11 protein-coding genes are annotated in these 12,048 nt (G+C 56.1%); 2 read left to right on the forward strand and 9 right to left on the reverse strand.

What is annotated here, in order from left to right:
- The 4 genes from ccoN to aceA form a co-directional block, all read right to left on the reverse strand.
- Positions 1-1,488, reverse strand: coding sequence for a cytochrome-c oxidase, cbb3-type subunit I (ccoN, locus tag KOE80_RS03905; RefSeq protein ID WP_021446465.1), 1,488 nt, complete (start codon positions 1,486-1,488; stop codon positions 1-3).
- Between the two features lie 186 nt (positions 1,489-1,674).
- Positions 1,675-1,860 carry a cbb3-type cytochrome oxidase assembly protein CcoS gene (ccoS, locus tag KOE80_RS03910; protein ID WP_009455947.1) on the reverse strand — a complete coding sequence of 62 codons (186 nt, stop codon included), beginning with the start codon at positions 1,858-1,860 and terminating at the stop codon, positions 1,675-1,677.
- Between the two features lies 1 nt (position 1,861).
- Positions 1,862-2,830 carry a hypothetical protein gene (locus KOE80_RS03915; protein ID WP_051359093.1) on the reverse strand — a complete coding sequence of 323 codons (969 nt, stop codon included), beginning with the start codon at positions 2,828-2,830 and terminating at the stop codon, positions 1,862-1,864.
- A gap of 584 nt (positions 2,831-3,414) precedes the next feature.
- Positions 3,415-4,722 (reverse strand): isocitrate lyase, encoded by a 1,308-nt coding sequence (aceA, locus tag KOE80_RS03920; RefSeq protein WP_009455950.1) that lies wholly within the window; start codon positions 4,720-4,722, stop codon positions 3,415-3,417.
- Between the two features lie 308 nt (positions 4,723-5,030).
- Between aceA and queF the strand changes: the two genes are divergently transcribed.
- Positions 5,031-5,858 (forward strand): NADPH-dependent 7-cyano-7-deazaguanine reductase QueF, encoded by an 828-nt coding sequence (gene queF / locus KOE80_RS03925; protein WP_226348401.1) that lies wholly within the window; start codon positions 5,031-5,033, stop codon positions 5,856-5,858.
- Positions 5,859-6,037: 179 nt separating this feature from the next.
- Here the strand turns inward: queF and KOE80_RS03930 are convergent, their stop codons facing one another.
- The 5 genes from KOE80_RS03930 to acpS are packed head-to-tail and all read right to left on the reverse strand — an operon-like array spanning position 6,038 to position 11,202.
- Positions 6,038-7,288: an MFS transporter gene (locus tag KOE80_RS03930; protein WP_052159458.1), complete on the reverse strand. Its 1,251-nt coding sequence runs from the start codon at positions 7,286-7,288 to the stop codon at positions 6,038-6,040.
- Between the two features lie 5 nt (positions 7,289-7,293).
- Positions 7,294-7,866 (reverse strand): CDP-diacylglycerol--glycerol-3-phosphate 3-phosphatidyltransferase, encoded by a 573-nt coding sequence (pgsA, locus tag KOE80_RS03935; protein ID WP_026482947.1) that lies wholly within the window; start codon positions 7,864-7,866, stop codon positions 7,294-7,296.
- Between the two features lie 39 nt (positions 7,867-7,905).
- Positions 7,906-9,729 (reverse strand): excinuclease ABC subunit UvrC, encoded by a 1,824-nt coding sequence (gene uvrC, locus KOE80_RS03940; protein ID WP_035272716.1) that lies wholly within the window; start codon positions 9,727-9,729, stop codon positions 7,906-7,908.
- Entirely contained in the window at positions 9,692-10,747 is a 1,056-nt protein-coding gene (gene nagZ, locus KOE80_RS03945) for a beta-N-acetylhexosaminidase (protein WP_035272713.1), read from the reverse strand. The genes uvrC and nagZ overlap by 38 nt, the downstream gene beginning before the upstream one ends.
- Positions 10,744-11,202: a holo-ACP synthase gene (acpS, locus tag KOE80_RS03950; RefSeq protein ID WP_226348402.1), complete on the reverse strand. Its 459-nt coding sequence runs from the start codon at positions 11,200-11,202 to the stop codon at positions 10,744-10,746. The genes nagZ and acpS overlap by 4 nt, the downstream gene beginning before the upstream one ends.
- 160 nt (positions 11,203-11,362) lie before the next feature.
- Here acpS and KOE80_RS03955 point away from each other — a divergent pair.
- On the forward strand, positions 11,363-12,048 hold a 686-nt coding region (locus tag KOE80_RS03955; protein WP_226348302.1), incomplete at its 3' end, for a transposase.

Here is a 12,048-nt window from a genome sequence, read left to right on the forward strand (position 1 = left end):
TTAGGCCAGCACAGGGGTTGGACCCACCAGGGCTGGATCGCGGGCGTCTGGGTTCTTGAGGGGCACAACAGGGTTGATGCCTTTCTCGCCTGCACGGATGGTCAGGAACACGTTCCAGGACATCAGCAAGATACCGGCCACAAAGAAGGCGCCGCCCAGAGCACGGATTGCGTAGAAGGGGTAAGTAGCTTTCACGACTTCCACAAAGCTGTACGTCAAGGTGCCATCAACACCGGTAGCACGCCACATCAGACCTTGCATCACACCGGCAATCCACATCGCGGCGATATACAGCACCACGCCCAGGGTAGCCAGCCAGAAGTGCAGGTCGATCAGACGGGGACGAGCCATTTCAGTACGGCCGTACAGACGTGGGATCAGGTAGTACAGGGAACCGAAGGTAATCATGGCAACCCAGCCCAACGCGCCGGAGTGCACGTGACCAATAGTCCAATCGGTGTAGTGCGACAGCGCGTTCACCGTACGGATAGCCATCATGGAACCTTCAAAGGTAGACATACCGTAGAAGGACAGAGCCACAACCATGAACTTCAGGATCGCGTCAGTACGCAGCTTGTGCCAGGCACCCGACAAAGTCATGATGCCGTTGATCATGCCGCCCCAGGAGGGAGCCAGCAGAATCAGGGAGAAAGTCATGCCCAAGGACTGAGTCCAGTCTGGCAAGGAGGTGTACAGCAAGTGGTGAGGACCTGCCCACATGTACGTAAAGCCCAGAGCCCAGAAGTGAACGATGGACAAACGGTAGGAGTAGATGGGGCGGTTGGCCTGTTTGGGGATGAAGTAGTACATCATGCCCAGGAAGGACGTGGTCAGGAAAAAGCCCACGGCGTTATGGCCGTACCACCACTGCACCATGGCGTCCTGCACACCGGCGTAGGCCGAGTAGGACTTCATGAAGCTGACTGGCAGTTCCAGGTTATTGAAAATGTGCAGTACAGCGATGGTAACGATGTAGGAGCCAAAGAACCAGTTGGCCACATAAATGTGACGCACACGGCGCTTGACGATCGTGCCAAAGAACACAATGGCGTAAGCCACCCAGACCAGCGTGATCAGGATGTCAATCGGCCATTCCAGTTCGGCGTACTCTTTGGAGCTGGTGTAACCCATAGGCAGGGTAATGACCGCGGCCACCAGCACGGCTTGCCAACCCCAGAAGGTGAAGGCTGCCAGCTTGTCGCAGAACAAACGGGCCTGACAGGTACGCTGCACGACATAGTAGGATGTCGCGAACAAACCGGTGCCACCAAAGGCAAAAATCACAGCGTTCGTATGCAGTGGACGCAGACGTCCAAAACTAAGCCACGGTGTGTCGAAATTGAGTTCTGGCCAAATCAACTGCAAGGCAATAAAAAGGCCTATTGCCATGCCGATGACGCCCCAAAATACGGTCATGATGGCGAACTGCCTCACAATCCCGTAATTGAAGACTTCGGCGTTATTTCCGACTGCATCGGAAGTGCCCATTTGCTTCCCCTAAACAAACATTGTTAATACAAGCGACAACAAGCTACATCATCCAGCAAGTCGGTAATCTGCTACTTGATGCTTATCAAAAAACTTCGGAAAGCACGCGCTCGCGCGTGTTTCCGCCCCGCAGACTGTGTGTCGCCGACCATTTGCAGGGCTAAAAAACAAAAAAATTGGAAGGTATCAGGAATCGGGTGGACGCTCTGCTCCCGACAAACCCGCTGTGGAGTCGTCGTCCAGCAAGATGGAATCAGCCGCATTGCCCGTATCTTCAAACTGGCCAGCAAAAATGGCCCACCAGAAAGAGACACCGATAACAATGACCAGAAAAATGGAGATGGGGATCAGGACCAGCAAAGAGCCAAACATATCAGCCCTGCCTTGCTGCTGGACCGGTCCACTGAGCCGGCACCTCGCGGGTGCGGCTGCGATAGATGCGCCAGGAGTTGGCCGCCACGGCCAAAGAGGACACCAGCATGCTGACGGCGGCCAGCCAGGGAGCCACAATGCCCAAAGCCGCCAAAGGAGTCATGAGCAAGTGCCAGACAATCGAACCGTACAGGTTTTGACGGGCGATGCGGCCAGTTTGCTGGGTCAGTTGTACAACTTCAAATTCATTCCTGGCAGGTCGGGCCAGCAAGCCGGCATGCGCCGAAGCGACGGCGGAGGGAACCGACATGGACATGGCACAGGGACAGCTCATGACCAGCATGGCAACCACAACAGGAACGACATGCGAAGGGTCCATCCAGTACCAGACCAGACCAAAGGCGGCGGCCAATACCAGCTGAATGCTGACAAACCAGAATGCCAGAGTATTGGCATGACCTGTCACGGACTGGCGAAAGCGTTCGATCAGGTCATGGGATGCGGACTGCGTCACCGACTGGCGGGCGCAAAGCTCCAGATAACGGGCAGTCAGCAAAAAGGCCACGAACATCGTGACCGAGTCGTAGTACACCTCGCCCTGCTGGATCCAGGTGTTGTACACACTAGGCAGGAAGGCACCCACAATACCCAAGGCCACCGGCACATCCATGCCTACACGACCTTCGGACAAGCTTTTGACAGCCCCTTTCAGGATGGGCCAGGCACAGTACAGCACGACAGGCATGGTCAAGCACAGGCCCGCCCAATTCATGAGCACAATGACTTGCGAGAGAGATTCAATGTCTTCAGCGCGAGTGCTGAAAGAGCGCATATAGCCGGGGAAAGCAAACATCATCACCTGCATGGCAGCCAGCCAGGACAGGCCCAAACGGGCTAATGTGTGTCGCCGACGTGACCGCTGCTCATCGGTGAGGGGCTTTGGAAGAGAAAAAATCGAATATGCGCGCATGGAAGGACTATAAGCCACTGATATTTCTTCATTCTTGATTTAAATCAATACGACTTTGCTTCGATCCTATATCGTTGTCCTTATGCATCTTGTTCAGGCCGTTACCCCCCCAACGCGGCGCTAACTGTTCAATGCTTTCAAGGCTGCTTATTGGCAGCCTTTTTTTTATTCCATCCGCAACACAGGGCAAGGATTTCGCACTGCTTATGCGTCCCTTGCGCGGCCAAAGTCTACCACGCCTTTCCCCTATGAGAATGCCTTGATTATCAAGACTTTTCATGACGAAATAATGTAGCGCTGTGAATGCAAATCAATCCACGCAAACGTGCACCTTGAATTGAAGAACAGGCAGGTCTGACCACCCGCTTTGCAAGCCTTTTCGGGCTTGTTTCCGCTCCCTCTTTCCATACCTTCAAAGTCTGTTCAAAACAGCAGCCACCAAATATCAAGCCTTCAAATTTGATATTTGAAATATGTAGTTTTTAAGCAAAAAAGTGTGCCAATAAAAAAGCAGCCCACCGACTGGAGCGTACGGTGGGCTGCCTGCAACCAGAGAAGGGGCTATCTACCCTTCCCTGTCCTGCTTATGCCTCGGAGGGCGCGAACTGCTCGGCTTCGGTGGAGCCAGCCAGTGCGGTCGTCGAGGACTTACCGGCTTCAACTGTCTGAGTGACAGCATCAAAGTAGCCTGTACCCACTTCGCGCTGGTGTTTCACAGCGGTAAAGCCCAGGGGTGCAGCGGCGAACTCTTTTTCCTGCAGTTGAACGAAGGCGCTCATCTGGTTGCGGGCGTAGCCGTGGGCCAGCTCGAACATGCCGTAGTTCAGTGCGTGGAAACCAGCCAGAGTGATGAACTGGAACTTGTAGCCCATGGCGCCCAGCTCGCGCTGGAACTTGGCAATCGTGGCGTCGTCCAGGTTCTTCTTCCAGTTGAACGATGGCGAGCAGTTGTAGGACAGCAGCTTGCCAGGGAACTGACGGTGGATGGCTTCCGCGAAGCGGCGGGCGTACTCCAGATCCGGTGTGGAGGTTTCGCACCAGACCAGGTCGGCGTAAGGAGCGTAGGCCAGACCACGGGCAATGGCTTGATCCAGACCGGCACGGGTGCGGTAGAAGCCTTCCACCGTACGCTCATCCAGAATGAAGGGGCGATCGTACTCGTCCACATCGCTGGTGATCAGGTCCGCTGCATCCGCATCCGTGCGGGCAACCAGAATGGTGGGAACGTCCAGAACGTCAGCAGCCAGACGAGCAGCCACCAGCTTGGAGATAGCCTCACGAGTTGGCACCAGCACTTTGCCACCCAAGTGACCACACTTCTTGGCCGAAGCCAGCTGGTCCTCGAAGTGAACGCCAGCAGCGCCAGCCACTATCATGGCCTTCATCAGTTCAAATGCGTTCAGCACACCACCGAAACCGGCTTCCGCGTCGGCCACGATAGGAGCGAAGTAATCCACGTAGCCTTCGTCACCCGGGTTCACCCCTTCCATCCACTGGATCTGATCACAGCGGGCCAGGGAGTTGTTGATGCGACGCACCACGGATGGCACCGAGTTGACGGGGTACAGCGACTGGTCAGGGTACATTTCGCCAGCGCTGTTAGCATCGCCAGCCACTTGCCAACCCGACAGGTAAATCGCTTTCAAACCGGCCTTGACCTGTTGCATGGCCTGGTTACCCGTCAGGGCGCCCAGTGCGTTCACAAAGGGTTCCTGATTGATGGACTGCCACAGACGCTCAGCACCACGGCGAGCCAGGGTGTGCTCCTCGACCAGAGAACCACGCAAACGAATCACTTCCTCAGCGGTGTAACCACGCTTGATACCTTGCCAGCGTGGGTCTTCTGCCCAGCGTTTTTGCAAATTGCGGATCTCAGTTTCTCGAGCATTCATGGTGAACTCCTAAGATGGATTTAACAGTGAACAAGATGACTACAGTCTACCCAAATGCTGCACCGCATCCATGTTTTCTATCTTATATAAGAGTAAATATTTTTCTTTTAAAAATCATATAGATATATAATTAATTTCGAGATATGAAATGACTTACCTGTTTGTGAAATGAAAAACTGTGCGGCGCGCAAGCCGTTTTTTGCATACTGAGACAAGGATTTCACAATGTGGGATAATCGCCTTTATACCGCCCGGTGAGCGCCTGCTCGCTGCACCGGTTTTCCGTTTTATTGCTGCAGCACCCGTCAATGAGCAACAACTCCCCTCTTAAAGACTCGCCTCTTGGGCACGATGTGGTTTATCCCACACAGTACGACCCCAGTGTCCTGTTTGGTATTGAGCGCTCTCTGAACCGCCAGGCGCTTCAGGTTCCCGAGCAATGGTATGGCGCCGATATCTGGAACGGTTACGAGATCTCCTGGCTCAATCCCAAAGGCAAACCTGTCGTCGCCCTGGCGCGCTTTGTTATTCCCTGGAATAGCCCACGCATCATCGAGTCCAAATCCTTCAAGCTTTATCTGAACTCGTTTAATGATGAAGTGGTGGAAGATATGGCCAGCCTTGTACAGCGCATGGAGCAAGACTTGAGCGCGGTTGCCGGTGCCGCTGTCAATGTGACGCTGATTCCGCTCAAGGCCTTGAACGGCCAGCCTATCCGTCAGCTCGAAGGCCATTGCATTGATGAGCTGGACATCAGCATTCAGGACTACACGCCACAAAGCGGCTTGCTGCAATGCCTGCCAGATGCCCCCATCGTGACCGAATCCCTGGTTTCTGATTTGCTCAAGTCCAATTGCCCCGTTACCGGCCAGCCCGACTGGGGCAGTGTGCAAGTACGCTATACCGGCCCGCAGATTGATCCGGCTTCCTTGTTGCGCTATATCGTCTCACTGCGTCGGCATACCGAGTTCCACGAACATTGTGTAGAACGCCTCTACAGCGATATCCAGCAAAGCTGCAAGCCCGAGCGTCTGCTGGTGTATGCGCGCTACACCCGCCGTGGTGGCCTGGATATCAACCCCTGGCGCAGCAGCCATGCTGATAGTGTGGAAGAACCACGTCTGGCGCGTCAGTAGTCTCTATATAGCTATATAGAAAAGCGTGAACCGGAAAAGCCAATATGCTTTTCTGAGTTCACGGCTACAAGCTTCCCCCCTGCTTTAAGGCAGGGCAAGAAAAAACCCCAAAAACCTATCAAGTTTTTGGGGTTTTCTTTTATGGCCTTCCGAAGCGGCCTTGCATAGCAACGGGCAGATCAGGATTTGGTCGCGCGACTTACTGTAGAGGCCACATACACAGCCAAACCGGCCGCGGTCCAATACCCGATGGCGGCACCATACCAGGGAGCCTGGGTCAGACCCACGTCCAGCAGCAAACCAAAGCCCACTGGTGCCAGGGAAGAACCTACGTCCATGCCCGAGTACACTAGGCCATACACTGCGCCGGTAGACCCTTTGGGGGTAACACGGCGTATCAGCATGTCCCGCGATGGCGAGGCAATGCCCGAGCAGAAACCAGCCGCCCCCACCACAAACAAGGCCAGCGAAGGCATGACCCAACCTGCCCCCAGTACCAGCAACAAAGCGCCCGATACGCACAGGGACACAAACACAATCAATTCAGAACGTGGTGTCGTGGAAGCAATAAAACCACCCACAAACATGCCCGCTGCCGAAGCCAGCATGAAGCCGGACAAGGCCGTACCCGCCGTTACCTTATCAATGCCATAGGTGTTATGCAGCATAGGAATGGTGTAATTCTGCACCACGGCCATCGCTGCTGTAGCAAAGGCAAAGAACAGGAAGGCACCCCACAAGGAAGGACGCGACAGCAAGGTAGATAGCGTCGTCCAAACCGATTCCTTGCTCTGTGGACGTGCAGGCGCTGTTCCCGAGGCTGTACGTCCCGCCAAGGCATCCCGGTTCATCAGAACCAGCACCAGAATGGCCGCAATCAGGGCTGCCGCCGACAGTACAGCAACGCGCCAGTTGAAATAGATGGTCAGCGTGGTGATAAACACCGGCGTCAGGGCCCAGCCCAGATTCCCAGTCAAACCATGTGCGCTAAAAGCGTGGCCCAAACGAGCCGGGCTGACACGATGATTCAGGATGGAGTAATCCACCGGGTGGAACACGGCATTGCCCACGCCACCGATCAAGGCAGCCGCCAACAGCATTCCATAGCCATTGGCCGTCCCGATCAGCAAGGCCGCCACCACAAAACAGGACAGGCCCACTTTCAGGACCGGCAAGGCTCCGATACGGTCAACCAGAAAACCGGAAGAAGCCTGCCCAAAACAGGACACCAGATAAAAGGTGGTCACCAGACCACCCAAGGTCAGGAAGTCGTAACCGAACTCTTGGCCCAGGGAAATATACAGTGTGGGCAGAATCAGCTGAAAGAAGTGCGAACTGGCGTGGGCGATACCAATAACGCCAATAACCCGCCAGTCCTGTGAACCGTCAGGCCCCGCCCCATCCAGCGTCGTTGTTGATGAATTAGCCATTTGTATTAGAGTTGCTTTTTCTTGATTTCCGGCCAGGCCTTCTGCAAGTAATAGCACATGGACCAGACCGTGAGAACCGCGGCCACAATAATCAGAGCTTGCCCAATAATCCGTGTCGGCAGGCCCATGACAGGCGACCAGTACAACAAACAAGGAATGGCAACCATTTGCGCGGCGGTTTTGAATTTACCCAAGCGATGAACTGCCACACTACCACTGGCACCAATCTTGGCCATCCATTCCCGCAATGCCGAAATGGTGATTTCACGGCCAATAATAATCAGGGCGATAAAGGCATCCACACGGCCCAGATCCAGCAAGACCAGCAAAGCGGCACTGACCATGAGTTTGTCCGCAACCGGGTCCAGGAAGGCCCCGAATGAGGACGTCTGGTTCCAGCGGCGAGCCAGCCAGCCGTCAAACCAATCCGTTGCGGCGGCCACGATAAACACCGAAGCGGCCCACAGATCGCGTGTTTCCATGCTCAGCCAATCCGCTGGCAGATAAAACAGGGCGACGATCAAGGGGATCAGAACGATGCGAAGCCACGTCAGGGCTATGGGCAGATTAAAAGGCATAGCTTGGATACCAACCTAATTTAAAACAAAGGCTCTCGCCTATCGTAAAGCATGATAAATGCGTTCGGCCAGTTCAGTGGATATTCCATCAACCGCACTAAGCTCATCAATACTTGCGTCCGCAACGCCACTAAAACCACCAAAGCGAGCCAGCAGACGCTGACGCCGTTTGGCGCCAATCCCGTCAATATCTTCCAGGCGTGACACATTGCGCGTTTTGGCACGTTGGGCACGCATGCCCGTAATGGCAAAACGGTGCGCTTCGTCACGCACCTGAGCGACCAGCATCAGTGCCGCCGACTCCACACCCAAAGCCACAGGCGGGCGATCATCGGCAAATACCAGGGTTTCCAGACCTACTTTACGCTTTTCACCCTTGGCAACGCCGACCAAGACGTGAATATCCAGGCCCAGTTCCACAAAAACCTGGCGGGCAATTTCCACCTGCCCCTTGCCACCATCGATCAACACAATGTCGGGCAAAGGTGCCAAACCTTCGGCAACCCGCGAGAAACGTCGGTTCAGCACTTGGCGCATGGCCGCATAATCATCGCCAGGCGTGATGCCTGCAATGTTGTAGCGGCGATAAAGCGAGTTCTGCATCTCGTGGTGTTTATAAACCACACACGAGGCTTGGGTGGCCTCCCCTGCGGTATGGCTAATATCGAAACATTCGATGTGCAGGGTATCAAGCTGGGCCTCATCCAGGTCCAGTTGCAGGGCTTCGGCCAGGGCTCGGGTACGGTCAGCGCGAGCGGTGGATTCGCTCAGCACACGGGCCAAGGCCAGGCCGGCATTCTTGGTGGCCTGCTCCAGCCAGATCTTGCGTACCCCTTGGGGGCGCACCACCACACGCGCCTTCACACCGGTTTGCTCAGCCAGCAATGGCATCAGGTCTGCATCGGGCAAAGCGTGCGAACAGACCAGAACCGGCGGCATGCGGCGCTCCAGATAGTGCTGGGCGATAAACGCGGCCAGCACATCGCTAGGGGTGTCATCGTTGATTTGGGTGGGGAAGAAAGCACGGTCACCCAAGTGACGACCGCCACGCACCATGGCCAGGTTCACACAGAACTTACCACCGGCGTTCAGCACCACAATAATGTCTACGTCTTCCTTGCCCACCTGCTCCATGCTTTGCTGCTGCAGTACGGCGGACAGGGCTTTCATCTGGTCGCGCAAAATCGCTGCCTGCTCGAAATCCAGCGAGTCCGAAGCCTGCATCATGCGCTCTTGCAGCTCGCCCAGAATTTCAGAGGTATTCCCGTCCAGAAAGCTGATGGCGCGCTGCACATCCAGCTGATACTGCTCGGGCGCGATCAAGTTCACACAGGGGGCCGAACAGCGCCCGATCTGATGCAGCAAACAGGGACGGCTGCGGTTGGCGTAAACGCTGTCTTCACAGGTCCGCAAACGAAACACCCGTTGCAGGATCTGAATGGTTTCACGCACCGCCCAGGAGTTGGGATAAGGGCCGAAAAAATGCCCTTTCCCGCTGGTACTGCCCCGGTAATAGGCAATACGAGGCGCCTGATGGGCGCTGATCATCAGGTAGGGGTAGGACTTGTCGTCCCGGAAAAGAATGTTGTAGCGCGGCCGCAGGCGCTTGATAAGGTTATTTTCCAGCAGCAAGGCCTCGGCCTCGCTGCGGGTAACGGTTACCTCGATGCGCGCGACGCGCGCCACCATATGGGCAATACGGGGGCTGCTCAGCGTTTTCTGGAAGTACGAGCTGACACGGCGCTTGAGATCACGCGCCTTGCCCACATACAGTACCTCGCCCTGTTCGTCGATATGCCGGTACACGCCCGGCAGATTCGGCAAATCAGACAGAAAGGATTTTAGATTGAAGTCCGCGGGCATATTGATAGTGTTCATCCGCTTGCAAAGCGTCCCAATCCAAGGCTGGCGTCGTCGGCATCAGACGACGGATGCGGTTTTGTGATTCCTCGGAAATCGTGAAATCCAGGCGCGAGAGCAGATCGTCGGCCAGATCGGGACGATTGCATACCAGCACCATGTCGCAACCGGCACCCAGGGCAGCCTGAGCACGTGCCAGGATATCGCCCACGACAGTGGCGCCTTCCATGGTCAGGTCGTCGGAAAAAATCACGCCGTCATAAGCCAGGGCCTTGCGCAGCACGCGCTGAATCCAGTACGGCGAAAAGCCGGCTGGCAGCGGGTCCACTTTGGAATAAATCACGTGTGCCGGCATCACCGAAGGTAGCTGCAAGGTTCCCAGCCAGCCATAAGGAGCGGCATCCTCGTCCAGAATCTCTTCCAGCGTACGGTCGTCAACGGGAATCTCGTGATGCGAATCTGCCTCTACGCCGCCATGGCCAGGAAAGTGCTTGCCGCAGGCAGCCATACCGGCCTTGTTCAGACCACGTATCAAGCCGGCCGCCAACATGGAGACGGCACGGGGATTACGGTGGAAAGAGCGATCACCAATCACCTTGCTGACACCCCAGTCCAGATCCAGTACCGGCGTAAAGCTCATGTCCACGCCGCAAGCACGCAGCTCGGCCGCCAGCACATAGCCCGTATCGGCGGCAACAGCAGCGGCCTTGACCGCATCGCGCGTCCACAGTTGACCCAACTGGCTCATGGCGGGCAGCGTGGTAAAGCCATCCTCGCGGAAACGCTGTACCCGCCCCCCCTCGTGGTCCACGGCGATCAGCAAAGGCTCATCCCGCGCTTCGTGAATGGACTGGCACAGGGCGGTCAGCTGAGCACGATTTTCAAAGTTGCGGCTGAACAGGATCACGCCACCGACCAGAGGGTGACGCAGGCGCTCACGCTCCTGATCCGTCAGGACCATGCCCTGCACGTCCACCATGACCGGGCCCGGAGGCAGCACTGCTTGCGAGGAAGAACTCATTTAGTATCAGACTCAGCTAAGGATAAGGAAGGAATGGCAGACGCTTTGGCTTCCAGCACCACAAAGGCCATGGCCATATCGGATTCATCTGTCAGGGAAATATGAACAGCCCCGAAGCGGGCGTCAAACCAGTCTTGCAAATCAGCAGACAGGCGCACTACCGGGCGGCCACCAGGCGCGTTCAAGGTTTGCATGCGTGACCAGGCCATAGGCATGCGCATGCCCAGCCCCACCGCTTTGGAAAAAGCTTCCTTGGCTGCGAAACGGGTGGCCAGATAGCGCAGGCCGCGCACCGGGTCGCGTGCCTGACGGCGGGCATAAACCTCTCGCTCCTGCTCGCCCAGTATGCGCTTTACAAAGCGATCACCATGACGAGCCAAGGCGCGCTCGATCCGCTCGATACGGATCAGGTCGGTGCCGATGCCGGCAATCAAACCGGACGGTATTGGGGGCATGATGTCATCAGAAAAAATACTGCAAAAGCGGCCTGGGCCGCCTACCAGCTTGCAATGATACCGTGAGAGCGCGGAATACAAAAACGGCCCTGCCAGAGCAGAGCCGTCAGACTGCTGACAAACCCTCCCATAAAACAGCAGGCTTGTTCATAATACGTTCATGCTTAAGACCCCGACTGCTTATCAACATGAATGGGAAATGGTCACGCTGGACTCCTTGGTTCCGGGCGACCATTTGGTGCGCAAGATCGCTGCGGCGATCGACCTGGAGTTCATCCGCGATCGGGTGGCCCATCTGTACTGTGCCAATAATGGTCGTCCGGCCATAGACCCGGTGATGTTGTTCAAGTTGTTGTTGCTGGGGTATTTATTCGGCATTCGCAGCGAGCGTCAGTTGATCCGTGAGGTGCAGGTTAATGTGGCCTATCGGTGGTTTCTGGACTTACGTCTGACCGACAAGGTACCGGATGCCTCAACGCTGAGCCAGAACCGTCGTCGCCGGTTTGCCGACAGTGGCATTTATCAAGAGATCTTCGATCAGATCGTGCTGCAGGCGATGGGCCGGGGCATGGTCGAAGGCCGGGTGTTGTACACGGACAGCACACATTTGAAGGCCAACGCCAACAAGAACAAGCATGACGTGGTCAAGGTAGCTCAGACGCCGGTGGCGTATCTGGCCGAGCTGGAGGCGGCCATCGATGCGGATCGGCACGCCTCGGGCAAGAAGCCGTTGAAGGCGCGCGCAGACGATGAGGATGGCGATGGGGGCCAGCCGGGTTCGGGCAAGCCCAAGGAGATCAAGGTCAGCCGGACCGATCCGGACAGCGGGTTCATGGTGCGAGACGA

Origin of the sequence: Alcaligenes sp. 13f, from assembly GCF_020496585.1 — a bacterium.
GTDB classification, from domain to species: domain Bacteria; phylum Pseudomonadota; class Gammaproteobacteria; order Burkholderiales; family Burkholderiaceae_B; genus Alcaligenes; species Alcaligenes phenolicus.